This is a genomic window from Streptosporangium pseudovulgare (assembly GCF_014648055.1).
In the GTDB taxonomy this organism is placed as follows: Bacteria; Actinomycetota; Actinomycetes; order Streptosporangiales; family Streptosporangiaceae; genus Streptosporangium; species Streptosporangium pseudovulgare.
Window position 1 is genome coordinate 22,947 of record NZ_BMQJ01000029.1, and the last position, 15,509, is coordinate 38,455.

Annotated in this window: 16 protein-coding genes; 8 read left to right on the forward strand and 8 right to left on the reverse strand. The window is 74.5% G+C overall.

What is annotated here, in order from left to right:
- Positions 1–852, reverse strand: coding sequence for a radical SAM protein (locus IEZ10_RS40160; protein WP_373287451.1), 852 nt, complete (start codon positions 850–852; stop codon positions 1–3).
- A 148-nt stretch (positions 853–1,000) separates the two neighbouring features.
- On the reverse strand, positions 1,001–2,056 hold the full coding sequence (locus IEZ10_RS35310) for an MFS transporter (RefSeq protein ID WP_229811967.1): 1,056 nt from the start codon (positions 2,054–2,056) through the stop codon (positions 1,001–1,003).
- Between IEZ10_RS35310 and IEZ10_RS39550 the strand changes: the two genes are divergently transcribed.
- From IEZ10_RS39550 to IEZ10_RS35330, 4 genes are all read left to right on the forward strand, one after another.
- Entirely contained in the window at positions 2,049–2,504 is a 456-nt protein-coding gene (locus IEZ10_RS39550) for an MmyB family transcriptional regulator (protein WP_229811968.1), read from the forward strand. The two genes, IEZ10_RS35310 and IEZ10_RS39550, sit on opposite strands and share 8 nt — an antisense overlap.
- 85 nt (positions 2,505–2,589) lie before the next feature.
- The gene (locus IEZ10_RS35320; protein ID WP_189250865.1) at positions 2,590–3,168 is read left to right on the forward strand and encodes a GNAT family N-acetyltransferase; all 579 of its coding nucleotides are present in this window, start codon (positions 2,590–2,592) and stop codon (positions 3,166–3,168) included.
- Positions 3,165–3,482, forward strand: coding sequence for a DUF952 domain-containing protein (locus IEZ10_RS35325; RefSeq protein ID WP_189250866.1), 318 nt, complete (start codon positions 3,165–3,167; stop codon positions 3,480–3,482). Before IEZ10_RS35320 ends, IEZ10_RS35325 begins: the two co-directional genes overlap by 4 nt.
- A gap of 568 nt (positions 3,483–4,050) precedes the next feature.
- Positions 4,051–4,341, forward strand: a complete 291-nt coding sequence (locus IEZ10_RS35330; RefSeq protein WP_189250867.1) for a hypothetical protein — start codon at positions 4,051–4,053, stop codon at positions 4,339–4,341.
- Positions 4,342–4,511: 170 nt separating this feature from the next.
- Here IEZ10_RS35330 and IEZ10_RS35335 read toward each other — a convergent pair whose 3' ends face one another.
- Entirely contained in the window at positions 4,512–5,504 is a 993-nt protein-coding gene (locus IEZ10_RS35335; RefSeq protein ID WP_229811969.1) for a tyrosine-type recombinase/integrase, read from the reverse strand.
- Positions 5,505–6,419: 915 nt separating this feature from the next.
- Here IEZ10_RS35335 and IEZ10_RS35340 point away from each other — a divergent pair.
- The 3 genes from IEZ10_RS35340 (at position 6,420) to IEZ10_RS35350 (ending at position 9,244) form a co-directional block, all read left to right on the forward strand.
- On the forward strand, positions 6,420–7,373 hold the full coding sequence (locus IEZ10_RS35340) for a helix-turn-helix domain-containing protein (protein ID WP_444545405.1): 954 nt from the start codon (positions 6,420–6,422) through the stop codon (positions 7,371–7,373).
- A 286-nt stretch (positions 7,374–7,659) separates the two neighbouring features.
- Complete coding sequence (locus tag IEZ10_RS35345) at positions 7,660–8,589, forward strand: glycoside hydrolase family protein (RefSeq protein WP_189250870.1); 930 nt, start codon at positions 7,660–7,662, stop codon at positions 8,587–8,589.
- Positions 8,590–8,770: 181 nt separating this feature from the next.
- Positions 8,771–9,244 (forward strand): hypothetical protein, encoded by a 474-nt coding sequence (locus IEZ10_RS35350; protein WP_189250871.1) that lies wholly within the window; start codon positions 8,771–8,773, stop codon positions 9,242–9,244.
- 72 nt (positions 9,245–9,316) lie between these two features.
- Here the strand turns inward: IEZ10_RS35350 and IEZ10_RS35355 are convergent, their stop codons facing one another.
- Positions 9,317–9,784, reverse strand: a complete 468-nt coding sequence (locus IEZ10_RS35355) for a hypothetical protein (RefSeq protein ID WP_189250872.1) — start codon at positions 9,782–9,784, stop codon at positions 9,317–9,319.
- A 316-nt stretch (positions 9,785–10,100) separates the two neighbouring features.
- Between IEZ10_RS35355 and IEZ10_RS35360 the strand changes: the two genes are divergently transcribed.
- The gene (locus tag IEZ10_RS35360; RefSeq protein WP_229811970.1) at positions 10,101–11,216 is read left to right on the forward strand and encodes a tyrosine-type recombinase/integrase; all 1,116 of its coding nucleotides are present in this window, start codon (positions 10,101–10,103) and stop codon (positions 11,214–11,216) included.
- A 146-nt stretch (positions 11,217–11,362) separates the two neighbouring features.
- On the opposite strand, the gene IEZ10_RS35365 is transcribed toward IEZ10_RS35360, so the two are convergent.
- The 4 genes from IEZ10_RS35365 to purB form a co-directional block, all read right to left on the reverse strand.
- Positions 11,363–11,710 (reverse strand): hypothetical protein, encoded by a 348-nt coding sequence (locus IEZ10_RS35365; RefSeq protein ID WP_189250873.1) that lies wholly within the window; start codon positions 11,708–11,710, stop codon positions 11,363–11,365.
- 238 nt (positions 11,711–11,948) lie between these two features.
- A complete protein-coding gene (locus IEZ10_RS35370; RefSeq protein WP_229811971.1) occupies positions 11,949–12,974 on the reverse strand; it encodes a DUF4037 domain-containing protein in 1,026 nt (341 codons plus the stop codon).
- A 254-nt stretch (positions 12,975–13,228) separates the two neighbouring features.
- Positions 13,229–14,011: a GNAT family N-acetyltransferase gene (locus tag IEZ10_RS35375; RefSeq protein WP_229811972.1), complete on the reverse strand. Its 783-nt coding sequence runs from the start codon at positions 14,009–14,011 to the stop codon at positions 13,229–13,231.
- On the reverse strand, positions 14,008–15,438 hold the full coding sequence (gene purB, locus IEZ10_RS35380) for an adenylosuccinate lyase (protein WP_189250874.1): 1,431 nt from the start codon (positions 15,436–15,438) through the stop codon (positions 14,008–14,010). The genes IEZ10_RS35375 and purB overlap by 4 nt, the downstream gene beginning before the upstream one ends.
- Positions 15,439–15,509 lie beyond the last annotated feature (71 nt).

Here is a 15,509-nt window from a genome sequence, read left to right on the forward strand (position 1 = left end):
TCACAGCAACGGCAACTGCCGATGCCCGGGCAGCGCCAGCGGCAACGGCTGCTCCGGCCGCTCAGCCCCCAGCCCGTAACGGGCCGCCAGCTGCAGCACCTGAGCCGTCACCGCCCGCACATACCCCTCCTCGGCGTCCGCACCCTGGGCGTACAGCTCGCCGTACCGCTCCACCAGCCGCGGATGACGCTCACCCAGCCACGCCAGATACCACTCCCGCGCCCCCCGCGGCAGCCGCAGCACCCGCGGCTCCACACTCACCGCCCCCGCCCCCGCCACCCGCCGCACCGTCGCCGCCAGCTGATCCGCCGAATCGGTCACCAACGGCAGCACCGGCGCCATCGCCACCCCGCACGCCACCCCCCGCTCACCCAGCTCCGCCACCAGCTCCAGCCGCTTCTGCGCACTGGGCGCCCCCGGCTCCGCCCACCGCCGCACCTGCTCATCGACGAACGCGATCGACACCACCACCCCCGCCCCCGGCGCCCCCGCCAGAAGCTCGGCGTCCCGCAGCACCAACGGGCTCTTGGTGAACACCGTGAACGGCGCCCCCGCCTCCCGCAACGCCGCCACCACCTGCGGCATCAACCGGTAGACCTCCTCGGCCCGCTGGTAGCAGTCACCGCCCAGCCCCACACTCACATGCTCGCCGTCCCACCGCGACGCCAGCTCCACCCGCAGCCGCCGCCCGATGTCCGGCCGCACCACCACCGCCGAGTCGAACCCCACCCCCGCATCCAGCCCCAGCCGCCGATGCGCACCCCGCGCCGCGCAGTACCGGCACCCCAGCTCACACCCCCGATACGGGCTCAGCGACCACCCACCACCCGAACGCTCCAACGCGCTGCGCACCGGAGCCTCATAACACGTCAGATCCCCAAGGACACGCCGGACGGCGGTGCGCTCGATCCGCGGCCCGCCCCGCGGCGGCTCCTCCAGCAACGCGGGCGCCTCCCATCGCATCCGATCAGTGGAACACGCATTCGACGCCACCCGCAAGTCACCCCCGGACCGCCCGCCCGCACCCACCCCGCAGGAACGCGGACAGGCCTCCCGGGAGACCGGACCACGCCCCGCAGACCAGGGCCTGACGAGAACCTTGAGGCTCCTGCGGCCGACCATGTCCCGATAACCGGCCGGGACACCATCGAGGCAGGTGACGGCATCGAAGACCTTCCCCGACTCGATGACGCCGTTCAGAATGCCGGGCATCGACTCCTCGATGTAGGCGCGAACCGGCGCAGGCCCGCCGGCCAAACGCAGATCGGGACGGAACAGACCGCCCATACCGATCGGCGCGTCCTCGTACTGCGGGCGCGACGGGCAGCTTGACCAAGGTGCCGTCGGCAAGCGGCACACGAACCGCTTCGGCCCGGCCGCCCTCTCCCGGCTCACCGTCCCAGAAACCGGCCTCCGGATGGATACAGGAGGTGTGCAGACCCTCCCGCAGAACTCGCACGGCCCCGGCGCCGAAACCGACGAGCACCAGCGGCACGAACCCGGCCGCGACACCGGCCCGGCCGGTCAGCAACGGCGCGATGTAGGAGTAAGCCGCCAGCACCCCGCCGGTCGTGGTCGCACACGCCGCCAGCACCAGCCACAGACGACCCGACCGCAAAGCCGCCGCCTCCGCCCGCACCGACACCACCTGACGATCACCGCCGCCATGCGGAACGGTACGGGCGATCAGCCCGGCAGCCGCCACCGCCAGGACCGCGAGCACCCAGAACGGGCCCCGCCAGCCCACCAGCTGCCCGGCGAACGCGCCGAGCGGCACCCCGACGACATTGGCGAGCATGCCTCCGGCACCCACCAGCCCCAGAGCGCGGGAACCCGCCGCGGGACCCGCGGCACGACCGGCGGCCACATTGGCCACCGCCCAGAACGCCCCGGCCGCCAGCGCCGTCACGAACCGCGCCCCCAGCAGCACCGCGAACCCGGAACCGACCGCGACGACGAGATGCCCGACCGCGAACACACCCAAGGCGAGCATCAGCGTCAACCGCCTGGGCAGCCGCAACGTCAGCATCGCCATCAACGGCGCCCCGATGATCATCCCCACCACCGCCCAGCACGGCCACGCCAACCTCGCCCGCTACATCTTCCTCGACCCCGGCGCCCACCGGTTCTTCCCCGACTGGGACGCCGCCGCCGTCGCCACCGCCGCACTGCTGCGCGCCGAAGCCGGCCGCGAGCCCCACGACCGGGCCCTGCGCGAACTCGTCGGCGAACTGTCCATCCTCAGCACCGAATTCCGCCGCCAATGGGCCGCCCACAACGTGCGCATCCACCACGACGGCACCAAACGACTGTGGCACCCCCAGGTCGGCGACCTGGAACTGACCTACCAGTCCCTCGACCTGCCCATGATCGACCAGACCGCGTACGACCTCACCATCTACACCGCCGAACCCGGCACCACCTCCGAAGACCGGCTCAAACTCCTCGCCAGCCTGGCCGCCACCCGCCCCCGCGAAACACACCCCGCCGACCAGCCCCGCTGAAACACACCGGCCTCCACCGGACACACCCCGCCGCGGGACGGTAATCGGCTGGCCCGGCCCACCGGCGGCCCCCTACGCTGAGCGGATGCTCAACCCCTCCCACCCCCTGCGCACCGACCGCCTCACCCTGCGCCCCTTCACCGAAGACGACCTGCACCCCCTGCACGCCATCCACCGCCTGCCCGAAGTCGCCCGCTACCTGTACGGGGAACCCCACGACCTGGAACAGACCCGCGCCGCCCTGGCCAAGAAGATCACCTCCGCCGCACTGACCGACGAAGGCCAGGCCCTCTCTCTTGCGGTGCAGCTGACCGCCACCGGTGAACTCATCGGCGACGTCACCCTGTTCTGGCACAGCCGCACCCACCGAAGCGGCGAGATCGGCTACAGCTTCCACCCCGGCCACCACGGCAACGGCTACGCCACCGAAGCCGCCCGCCCGCTCCTGCGCCTGGGCTTCGAAGAGCTGGGCCTGCACCGCATCACCGGCCGCCTCGACGGCCGCAACCACGCCTCGGCCCGCGTGCTGGAACGCCTGGGCATGCGCCGCGAAGCCCACCTGGTGGAAAACGAGTTCGTCAAAGGCGAATGGACCGACGAGGTGATCTACGCGATGCTGCGCCGCGAGTGGGACGCCCACCCCCTGACGAAGGAACCACGATGACCATCCTGCACCTGGCCCTGGCCGCCGACTGGGACGCCGCCCGGGAAGCGGGGGAGTACCGCATCTCCACCCTCGGCCGCACCCTGGAGGAGGAAGGCTTCATCCACGCCTGCGCCGACCACGACCAGCTGCACGCCGTCGCCCGCCGCTACTACCGCGACGTCACCGACCCCCTGGTGCTGCTGACCATCGACCCCACCGGCCTGGACGTCCGCCTGGAGATCCCCGCCGGCGCGCAGGAGGCCTTCCCCCACCTGTACGGGCCACTGCCGCTCACCGCGGTCGTCTCCGCCACCCCCTACACCCGTCCCTGACCCCGGCCCCACGCGGCCCGCGGCGCCGCCGCGGTCGCCCCCGTCCGCCGCAGGTCAGGGACGCGACAGGGGCGGACACAGACGGGCACCCCGGCCCCCGCCCGGGAGGACCGCGACCCCGCCGCCGCCCTCCCGGGCGCCTCCCGCCGACGGGAGGCCCCACACGCAAGACGCCCACCACACCCCGGCACGCCTCACACGCACAGCGTCCGCCGGATGCGCCGCACCGCCAACGTCAGACCCGCCGTCACCACCACCGGCCGGTCACCCAGCCGCCCGGCCTCGTCGCCGGTGGCTTCCCCGCCCCGCCGGGACCCAGGGAACCGAACGCCTCACCCGGCGCCACATCCGGATCGATCCCATCGACCGCGGTGAAGTCCCCGAAACGTTTGACCAGCCCGCGCGCGTGAATAAGAGACTGCACAGCCACCAACCCGAGCCGTGACAGAACCTCCCGGAAACCCGAAAGGACAGAACCCCCACCCCGGTCACCCACCCGCAAAACCGACCCCGTCCCTCACCCCCCGGAAAACCCCCGCCCCCGGCGACCCATCCGCAAAGGACACCCATGTCGGATCCGCTGCTCATCCTGGCCGTGACGATCCTGGCCGCCATCATCGCCATCGCCCTCATCATCTGGGCCGTCCGCATCGCCCAGCGCCCCCGCAACGCCCTGCTGCACGGCGGCCTCAGCCCCGAACTCCTCGCCCGAGCCCTCGAACTCAAAGCCACCGACCAGTTCGACCAGGCCGTCTTCCTCGTCCGCGGCGAAACCGGCCTCAGCCACCGCGCCGCCACCCGCCTGGTCAGGAAACTCCGCCCCGCACCCCCCGCACCCCCCGCACCCCCCGCCATCTGACGCACCGCACCCCGGCAGGACAGGGCACAGGCCAGGGGCGGGGGAGCGGAGCACCGCACCCCGGCCCGGCTCGCCCCCGCCACCCGCCCCACAGAGCCAGGACGCAGGGGAGGGGACAGGCCCGCAAACCCCCGCCCGCCCCCGACACACCGTCACCGGCCCCCACCGCCCTACGACCCCCGCCGCTCCCCATCGGCATCGGCCAGCCGCTCCAGCACCCCGTACGCCGGATTGCCCCGCGCCGCCCGCCGCACCTCACGCGCCGTGGAAGCCACATACGCCTGACCCGTCACGATCGAGGCATGCCCCAGCAACTCCATCAGCTCATGCGCCGAAGCCCCCCGCTCGGCCAGCCGCGTGGCGAACTCATGCCGCAACGCATGCACCAGCGTCCCCCGCTGCACCCGATCATGCACCCCCGCATACCGGTAGCACTGCCGCACCAGATACTGCAGCCCACCCCGCCGCAACGCCTCGTTGCGATTGTCCACCAGCAGCGGCGCCGACCGGGGGAGCGCGGCCAGCCCGAAACGCCGCATCCGGCTCTCCAGATACCGCTCGATCAGCAACTCCACCGGCGCCTCGATCGGCAGCGAACGCGTCCGCCCGCCCTTGCCCACCACCTGCACCCGCCGATCCCCGGCCGAACCACCCACCGACCCCAGCGTCAACCCCAAAAGCTCCGCCGACCGCATCCCCGTCACCAGCGCCAGCGCCAGCACCACCAGATCCCGCTCCACCCACGGATCCCGAGCCTTACGCGCCCCCGCCGCGATCCGCTCCAGCAGCATCCCCGACGCATCCCCATCACCCAGCAACGGCTTGGGCGCCTTGGCCGGCTGCCGCGGCCGGGGGACCGCCGCCATCGGATTGCCCTCCACCAGCCCCTCGGCCACACAGAACGTCAAAAACTGGTTCCAGGCGCTCCAGGCCCGGTTCACACTCGCCGCCGACCGCGGCCCGGCGAACTCGGCGAACGCCGTCCGCACCAGCCGCCCCGACAGACCACCCACCTCGAGCTCACCCGGCGCGCACCCCGCCTGAGCGGCCGCCAGCTCCGCCACCGCACGCAGATCCCGGGCGTACCCGGCGATCGTGTGCGCCGACAGCTTCTTGACCCGCAACGCGAACAAGAACTCCTCGGCCGCCTCACGCACGCTCATCGGCCCACCCGCCTCACCGGCGCCCATCACACACCCCCGTCCCATGACAGGGGACCACCCACAAATGATGCATAAGTGCGATTATGCATCAAGCACACCGGCAACCACAGCCGACACCCCGAAACAAGCCCACCACGGACACCCGCCGACGCACCATCCACCAGCCGCCCGGCACCGCACACCCGCCCGCATCCCTAGTGAAATCGGCGGCGAGCACCGAGGCGAACACCGACACCGACACTGAGACGAACACCGACGCCGACAAGAACACGGCGCGCGACGCCGGGACACGACAGCCGAAGCGGCGACCGCACAAAAGACCCGTCGGGCAAAAGACCCGTGCCGCGCCTTCCGTACCGCCGCACCGGGCAGGACCGGATGCCGCCGCGCGCCAGGAACGGCCGGGTGCGCCGGCACCCGATCCCGCACCGGCTCCGTACCGGCCACCGCGCGGACCGCACCCGACGCCGGCCCCGCGTCGCCATGCGCACCCGGCCCCAGGCACCCGGCCTGACCGCCGGGCGTGAAACGATCATCGGACGCGGGGCGCGCGCTTCCCGCCGGCCGGGACGGTCATGGCAGGCGGGACGGCGAGCAGGCAGACCCGCCCGACCCACCAGACCGGGCGGCCGTGGAAGCCGGCAGCCGGCATGCCGGCATGAGGCGGGCGGCCGTTCCGGGAGCCCTGCGGCGCCCCCGGTCCCCTCGCCGCCACGGCCGGTCTTCCAGCACCCGGCACACCATTAAAACGGACATAAGATCTTATACCGGACAGAAGCTGAATTCTGTCCGGTATAACCGGCACACCGACCGGCCTTCCACACACGGGTGTGCCGGGCGGCCCCGCCGCCCGCGTCGCACGTCAGTGGCAGCGATGCCGGCATGCGGGAATTTCCCGCCATACTGGCGTTCGTGATTCGCAGGGTCGTGGCCGTGGTCGGAGACAGAGTCGCCGCGTTCGAGCTCGGGATCGCCTGCCAGGTGTTCGGCCTGGATCGCACCGATGACGGATTGCCCGTCCACGACTTCGCGGTCTGCGCGCCGGAGCCCGGCGTGATCCCCACGACCTCGGGGTTCGCCGTCCAGGTCGAGCATGGGCTGGACCGCCTCGCCGACGCGGACCTCGTGGTCGTCCCCGCCTGGCCGCAGCTCGACGCGCCCGTCGCCGAGCCGCTGCTGGCGGCCCTGCGGGAGGCCGCCGGGCGTGGCGCCAGGGTGCTGACCGTCTGCACGGGCGCGTTCCTGCCGGCCGCCGCCGGGCTGCTCGACGGCAGGCGTGCCACCACGCACTGGCAGTTCGCCGAACTGCTCGCCCGCCGTCACCCCCGGGTCAGTGTCGACCCCGCCATCCTGTACGTCGAGGACGGCCCGGTGCTCAGCAGCGCCGGAGCCGCGGCCGGGATCGACGCCTGCCTGCACCTCATGCGGCTGGAGTACGGGGCCGCCACGGCCAACGCCCTGGCCCGGCGCCTGGTCGTGCCTGCCCATCGCGCCGGCGGGCAGGCCCAGTACGTGGAGGCGCCCGTACCGCCGCAGCGCACCCCGTACGAGCTGTCGGAGCTGCTCGACTGGATTCTGGAGCACCTGGACCGGCCGCTGACGGTGGAGGCGCTGGCGGCGCGCGCGGCCATGTCGCCGCGCACGTTCGCCAGGCGGTTCAAGGCGCTGACGGGCACCACCCCGCACCGCTGGCTGCTCGAACGAAGGCTCCGGTTCGCCGAGGAGCTGCTGGAGACCACCGATCTGGGGGTGGACGCCGTGGCCGTCCGGGCCGGGTTCGGTGGCGCCGACACCCTGCGGCATCACTTCGCGGCCCGCCGCGGTGTCGCCCCCGCGGTCTACCGCCGCGCCTTCCGCCGTACCCCGTGACCGGCCGGCCGCGCGAATGCGGGACGTGCCGCGCCGCGCCGTGGGGGATCGTCCGCTCCCCCACGGGCGGCCTCGGCCGGTCATCGGGCCGGTCCGGCGATGCGGCCCGCCCGGCGCCGGTCAGCCGGGTCCGCCGGGCCGTGCGCGCCGGTCGTTCACGGCCGGACGGTACGGCACATGCCTGCGGAGCCGGTGGCCGACAGGAAAGGAGTATGGCAGGAAATTCCCGTATATGAGCAGTACTGCCACTGCCCTGTGGTCCTCTCTCCCGCACAGACTCAAGACCATGACATCGAGCACACACCGCCGCCCCCGGCCCGCGCCGTCCTTCCCCCTGCCGGGAAAGGAGTGCCACGCGGTCGCCGTTCCCGCGCCCGGCGCCGGCCCGCAGCGCTGGGCCGGCGCGCCGAGCGCCGCACTCGACGCCGACGGCACGTTCGTCCTGGCCTACCGCGTACGTGACGACGGCGAGGACCACAACGTCGTGGCCCGCTCCCCCGACGGCGAGCGCTTCACCACTGTCGCGGTCCTGCCGCGCGGCCGCTTCGGCGCGGCGATGGTGGAGCGCCCCGCCCTGGTGCGCACCCCGTCCGGCCGGTGGCGGTTGTACGTCAGCTGCGCCACGCCCGGCACCAGGCACTGGTGGATCGGGGTCGTGGAGGCCGTGTCCCCGGAGGGCCTGGCCGAGGCGGAGGTGTGGCCGGTCTTCACCGGCGACGCCCGTACCGGTGTCAAGGACCCGGTGATCCGGTACGACGGCGGGGAATGGCGGGCCTGGATCTGCTGCCACCCGCTGGAGGTGCCGGGCGCCGAGGACCGCATGAGCACCGCGTACGCCACCAGCCGTGACGGGCTGCGCTGGCGATGGCACGGCACCGTCCTCACCGGCCGGCCCGGCTCGTGGGACGCCCGCGGCGCCCGGCTGACCAGCGTCCTGCCCGACGGCCGTGCCTGCTACGACGGCCGCGCCTCGGCGGCGGAGAACTGGCGCGAACGCACCGGGCTGGCGACGCCGGCCGGCACCGGCGAACCCCCCCGGGGCGGCGCCGGCGGCGCGCCGCTGCTGGCGCCGGTGGACGGCCCGCCCGTCGCGGACGTCCGCTATCTCGACGTGCTCGCCCTTCCGGACGGCTCCCACCGGATCTTCTACGAGGCCCGGCTGCCCGACGACAGCCACGAGCTGCGCACCGAACCGGTGCGGGTCCCTGTGACGTGACCGGTCTCACGGCTGTGCCGCGGGTCCTCCGCGGCGTCCCGCGCTCCCCTCCGGAGGGCCTCCCTTCGGGCTCCCGGGCCGAAGCGCAGGCTCTCCCGGCCGCCGGGGCTGGCGTGGCTCGGCGAGATTGTCGGTGGCGCGTCCTACCATGAGCCGTCTCACGGGAAGGGACGCTGCATCGATGCCGGAGCCGCTGAATTCGCCGACAGTGCCGTTGCTGGTCACCACCGATCTGCCGCCGGATACCGACCTGGCGGAGTTCGGCCGCGTCGTGGCCGACGCGGTGCGCACCCTCATCTGCGAGGAGGGGGTTTCACATGAGGGGTTCCTGCGGGGCGGGGTGTTCTGGCTGGATCCGCCGCGTCCGGGCGGCCCGGGTGCGGTGCCGGCTGCGGCCGGTGAGCTGCGGTTCGCGGCGCTGATCGGTCATCTGTCGGTGCCGGGGATGCGGGCGACGGCGCGGGAGGTGGCCGCCCACGCCCGGAAGGTGATCACGCGGGCGGTGGCGGCGCGTTACGGTGACCTGGGCAGTCCGGCGGCGGTGCTGGCGATCCGCGCCGAGGACGTGGGTGAGCGCACTCCCCCGTCGGCGGTCGTGGTCGCCACGGGCGGCGCGGCGGCCGAACCGGCCGTGGCCGTTCAGGCCTACGCCTGACGCCTCCCGGAGTCCGGGTGGCCGGGCCGTGCGGGAAAGCGCCCGAGGCGGTCAGGACGGTGCGGGGCCGAGTCAGTCGAGGGAGTCGACGAAGCGCTTGGCGTCGGCCTCGTCCATGCCGGTCTCTCCTCTGACGAGGAACACCGCCTGCTCGGCGCGGCCGGCGGCCTTGAGGTGGCGGACGCGGGTGGCCAGGTCGGCCGCGGGCTGCGGGGCGGCGATCGGGCCGGGCGCGGCGGGGCCGGGGTGGAGGGGGGCGCGGTACGGCGGGCGCCCCGCGGCGAGGTCGTCGGTGTAGCGTTTGGCGTCGGCCAGGCCGAGGCCGGTCTGCTCGCGGACGAGTTTGACGGCCTGGATGGTCTTGCCCGCGGTGATCAGGCCGGTGGCCTGGCGGTGCAGTTCGGCGGGGTCGAGGCGCGGCCGGGGTGCCGACGTGACGGAGCCGCGGGTGCCCCGGCGGATCACCCCGATGAGGAACGCGGCCAGTACCGCGAGCAGCGCGACGAAGATGATCAGTTCGGTGGGCCCGAGGTTCGCCATGGCGTGATCGTACGCCCGGCGCCGGGACGGCGAGGAGGGTGCCGGGGCGAGCCGCTCCGACTCCCCCCGCCCGTCCCTCCCCGCCTTCCTCCGGGCGGCCAGGAGGGGCGGACTGTGACGGGGGCCGCCGGGGAAGGTGGGCTCTCCTGCCCGTCGGAGCCTTCTCCGGTGGGTCTTCTCCGTGGGTCTCCGCCGGGGTGCGGCCGCCGGTGGGCGAAGGCGGGGGCGGTTGTCGGCGCCGGCCGGTACGGTCAGTGGTGATCGAGGAAGGGTGCCTGCGAAGACCATGCGGCCAGCGGAGCTGAATCGTCTCACCGTGCAAGAGTCGGCCGATCGGTATGTGGAGCTGATCCGGGCCAAGACGTCGACGGGTGCGCTGTCACCGGCGACGGCGGAGGTGTACGCGCGCGACGTCGTCACGTTCGTGCGCCTGACGGGTGAGGAGGTGGTGCTGGACGACCTGACGGGTGAGGACGTGGACGCGGTGCTTCTGGCCTTCGCCCGCAAGCCGGACGGGCGGCGCGCCGAGCCGGACGGCCGCCTGCAGTCGGCCTCCTCCCAGGCGCGGTTCCGCCGGTCGGTGTCGGCGTTCTTCAAGCACGCGGCGCTGGCGGGGTGGGTGCAGGTCGACCCGATGACGTCGTCGACGGTGACGGCCAGGGAACGCGGGGGGCTTCCGGCGCAGCGGCGGGCGCTGACGCGTGAGCAGGCCCAGGGGCTGGTCGGCGCGGCCCGCCGGCTGGGGACGCCCGGGCAGGAGGCGGCCGAGCCGGCCGCCGGTCAGGCGGTACGGCGGGCGCGGCGCGACCAGCGCACCGAGATGCGTGACGCGCTGATCGTGCTGCTTTTGACCGCGGTGGGGCCGCGGGTGTCGGAGCTGGTGCGCGCCAACGTGGAGGACTTCTACACCAATGACGGTGTGCGGTACTGGCGGATCTTCGGCAAGGGCGGCAGGACGCGGGATGTGCCGCTGCCGGCCGATGTGGCGGAGGTGCTGGACGGCTATCTGGTGCGGGGCCGTCCCGCGACGCCGGAGAAGGCTCTGCTGCTGTCGTGGCGGGGGCGGCGGCTGGCGCGGGGGGACGTGCAGGCGGTGATCGACCGGGTGCAGCGGTGGGTGGAGGCCGACCGGCGCCGGTCGGTGACGCCGCACGGGTTGCGCCACACCACCGCCACGCATCTTCTGGCCGACGCGGTGGACATGGACGCGGTGCGGCGGGTGCTGGGGCACAGTGACCTGGCGACGCTGGGCCGCTACCGCGATGAGCTGCCCGGGGAGCTGGAGGTGGCGATGCGGTCCCATCCGCTGCTGCGTCCGCCCGGCCGCGGGTCGGGGTCCGCGGCCGCTCCCCCGGCCCCCGCGGCCGCCGCTTCCGCGGCGGGTTCCGGGGCGGAAGCGGCGGCGGAGCCCGCGTCGGGCCCGGAGGCGTGACCGGCGGGCCGCCGCCGACCGGTTGACGTGCCCACGGGGGCGGGTGTTCCTCGTGCGTGGGGCCGCCGGCGGCTCCGGCGCGGCCGGGCCGGCCGGGGGGTGGATATGGAGTCCCGCCGTCCGCCGTTCCCCCTGAGGGGTGCGGGTCAGGCCAGCAGTTCGCCGACGAGGTCGCGCAGTGAGCGGTCATGGGCGCCGGTCAGTGCGCCGGCGGTGTCGCTTTCCAGCAGGGCGATGAGGGTGTGGACGATGAAGGCGGCGTCGGTGCCGGGGCGGGCCTGGGCGACGAGTCCGGTGAGGTGGTGCAGCGTCTGGTGGGTGAGCCCGGCGGGGCGGCGCGGGTCTTCGGGTGTTCCGGGGTGGTGGGGGCGCGGGTGGGCGCGGTCCAGCAGCAGGGCGGCGATGCGTTCGGCGGGTCCGGCGGCCGGGGCGGCGGCCACGGGGCCGGGGTCTGGGCCGGGTGGTGGAAGGGATGCGGCGGTGTGGTCGTTCATCGCTCCTTCCCTCTGGGGCGCACCCAGCGGCATGGGCCCATGATTTTACTGTTTTTCCTGGTTTCCGTCGCCGGGGTGGCGGTGTGACGGGCGTCCGAGGTCACCGGGCCCCGCCCGGGGGCGGTCCGGGGGCGGTCCGGGGGCGGTCCGGCACGGCCGTACCCCGCCGGGGGTCCGCCGCGGGCGCCGGGGCGAAAACCCGCGCGGGGGCTCGCCGGGTTCGCGGGGGTCCGCCAGGTCACAGTCCCAGGGCGGCCCGGGTCAGCGCCCGGCACCGGGCCGGGTCGGTGAGCACCTCGGCCGAGGCGGTGAGCTGGTCGATCGACCCGCCGGGCGGCAGCGCCCGCACCCGCGGGTCGGTGATCGCGGCGGTGAACGTCTCGGCGAGTCCTTCGGCCTCCTCGGCCGGTGAGCGCCGCCCGGCGGCCGTTGCGGCGCCGGCGGCCGTTGCGGCGCCGGGCGGCGCGGCGGGTGAACGTTCACGCAGGGCCGCGACCTGACGCCAGGCCCGCCGCAGGTGGTCCCGCCGCAGGGACCGGTCTCCGGTGGCCAGCGCCGCCGCCAGCGCGTCGGCGGTCTCGGCCGCGCCCGGCAGCCGGGCGAACGCGCTGCCCAGCCACCTGTCGTACGGTGGCCAGCGCCGCCGCGTCAGCAGCGCCAGGCGCATCAGGTCGCGCGCCAGGCCCGCGGTGAGCGCCGCCGCTCCCAGCTCGTCGCCGACCTCCGAGCAGCGGGCGGCGTGGCCGTACCCCGCGGCCAGGCGCCGCCACTGGGCGGCCAGCACGTAACGCTCCACGTCGGGCGGATACCGGCGCAGCGCCTGGCGGGCGCGCCCCAGCAGACCGGCGTCGTCGCGGAAGACCTCCCCGCCGCAGGTTCCGGCCAGCCGCTGCCAGGGGACGGCCAGCCAGTCCAGCACTCCGATGGGCCGCAGCGGGTCGAAACCGAGCCGCGCCACGAGCCAGGCCCCCGTCTCGGCGACCTCCACGCCGCCGGCGCCGAGGGTGACGGGGCGGCCTCCGTAGGAGGGCGGCAGGGCGCGGCGCAGCGTGGTGCGCACCGGTTCGCTCCGGCCGGGGCCGGTGAGCACCACCAGCCGGACTCCGTCCCGCGGACCGGCCGAGGCGGGGGTGTCGAAGGACAGGACCTCCGAGCCCTCCCCCAGCAGGGCCGCGGCGTGCGGCACGCCCGCCAGCGCGGGGCCGGCGATCTGCTCGTAGAAGCCACGGGAAAGCGGCAACCCGGGAACGAAGTCGAACATCATTTCGTCTACTCTGCCGTTTCGCGGTGCCGGCCGCACCGGGTTTTCCCCTCGCCTCCCCGTCCCCGCGCTCCCCCGGCCCGCCGTGCTCCCGCCGGGCCGGAGGGCACGCCACGCCCTCACCGCCGCGCGGGCGCCCCGGACGGCCGACGGGAGATGGCGCTCGGGCCCGGCGGCGGCGAGGATCCCCGGCCCCTGGCGTACGGCCACGAACTCCCGGCCCCTCCTGACCGGCCGGACCCCTTTCCCCGGGCGGGTCAGCCGCCGGTCAGGGCGGAGGCGGCCACCGTACGGCGTCGCAGGCCGAGCCGCTCGTAGACGCCGATGGCGGTCGGGTTGTCGCTGTCGACCATCAGCGCGCCGCGGCCGCAGGCGGCGACCAGTTCCGCCAGGACGAACCGGCACACCCGTTCGGCGTGGCCGCGGCCGCGGTGCGCCGGAGCGGTGGCCACACCGGCGACGAATCCCACCTGCGGGCAGGACCAGGCGTCGGCGGCGGTGGCGATCAGGCGGCCCGAGCCGTCCCGCAGGCCCGCCCAGCGGCGGACGCCGGCGACGCCGGGCGTGGCCCACGCCGACGGTGAGGCCTCCCGAAGCAGCGCGCCGACCTCGGCGTCGGCGTCGTCCAGCCACCGCACCCCACCATCACCACCGTCACCGTCACCGTCGCCGGTGGCGGGCAGGGGCGGCCGGTCGGTGTCCATCCACTCGAAACCCACCGGCTCCACCCCCGAAAGGCGCGCCAGCTCCCGCATCAGCGGCCACTCGCCCAGCAGCCGCCACTGCGGCCCCAGCCGCGGGGCCAGGGACCGCACCAGGGCGGCGACCTGCGGCGCGGGACCCCGCACCGCCATCCGGTCACGCCGGTTGAGGTCCGGGCAGGCCACCGCCAGCGCCTGCCCGTACGTCCAGGCCCGCACCCCCGGGCGCACGCCCTGGGCCGCCCACAGCAGCAGCGCGTCGGAGCCGCAGGCGCCCAGGACGTCGGCGGCGCGGGTCAGCTCGGTGGCGATGCCGGTCGTCTCACCGGCCGCGGTCACAGGATCGCGCCGGGCCGGTAGGCGGCGGCCTGCGGGTGACGGGCGACGATCTCCTCGATCCGGCCGACGACCGAGCCGACCTGCTCGGCGGCGGCGCCGGTGAACGCGATCCGCTCGGCCAGCAGCTCCCGCAGCCGCGGCGCGTCCAGCGGGAAGCGCTCATCGGCGCCCAGGCGCTCCAGCAGCTCGTTGGCGCCGCCCTGCTCGCGCATGGCCAGCGCCGCCGCCACCGCGTGCTCCTTGATCACCTCGTGGGCGCTCTCGCGGCCCATCCCGGCCCGCACCGCCGCCATCAGCATCCTGGTCGTCGCCAGGAACGGCAGGTAGCGGTCGAGCTCGGCGGCGATGACCGCCTCGAACGCGCCGAACTCCCCCAGCACCGTCAGCATCGTCTCGGCCAGGCCGTCGAAGGCGAAGAACGCGTCCGGCAGCGCCACCCGCCGCACCACCGAGCAGGACACGTCGCCCTCGTTCCACTGGTCACCGGCCAGCTCGGCGGCCATGGAGGCGTATCCCCGCAGAACGACGGTCAGGCCGTTGACGCGTTCGCAGGAACGGGTGTTCATCTTGTGTGGCATCGCCGAGGAGCCCACCTGCCCCGGCGCGAAACCCTCGGTGACCAGCTCGTGCCCGGCCATCAGCCGGATCGTCCTGGCCAGCGAGGACGGCGCGGCGGCCAGCTGCACCAGCGCGGTGAGCACCTCGTAGTCCAGGGAGCGCGGATACACCTGCCCCACGCTCGCGAAGCGGCGGGAGAACCCCAGGTGGGAGGCGACGGCCTCCTCCAGCAGCGCCAGCTTCTCCCGGTCGCCGCCCAGAAGGTCCAGCATGTCCTGGGCGGTGCCGACCGGGCCCTTGACGCCCCGCAGCGGGTAGCGGCCGATCAGCTCCTCCAGCCGGTCGAACGCCACCAGCAGCTCCTCGGCCGCCGAGGCGAACCGCTTGCCCAGCGTGGTGGCCTGCGCGGCGACGTTGTGGGAGCGGCCCGCCATCACCGTCGTCGCGTGCTCGGCGGCCCGCGCCGCCAGCGCCGCCAGCAGCGCCACGCACCGGTCACGCACCAGGAGCAGGCTGTCGCGGATCTGCAGCTGCTCGACGTTCTCGGTCAGGTCACGGGACGTCATGCCCTTGTGGACGTGCTCATGCCCGGCCAGGGCGTTGAACTCCTCGATGCGGGCCTTGACGTCGTGGCGGGTCAGCCGCTCACGGGCGGCGATGGAGTCCAGGTCCACCCGCTCGGCGACCTTCTCGTAGTCGGCCACGACACCGGGCGGCACGGCGACGCCGAGGCGGGCCTGCGCCGACAGCACCGCCAGCCACAGGCGCCGTTCGGCCACCACCTTGTACTCGGGGGACCACAGCCGCACCAGCTGCGGCGAGGCGTAACGGGCGGCCAGGACATCGGGAATGGGCGGCTTCGCAGTCACGATGCCCCAGTGTATTGGCCCCCGCCGCACCGCCCGGCGGCTCCCCCACCCTTCACGCCCGCCGCCGCCGC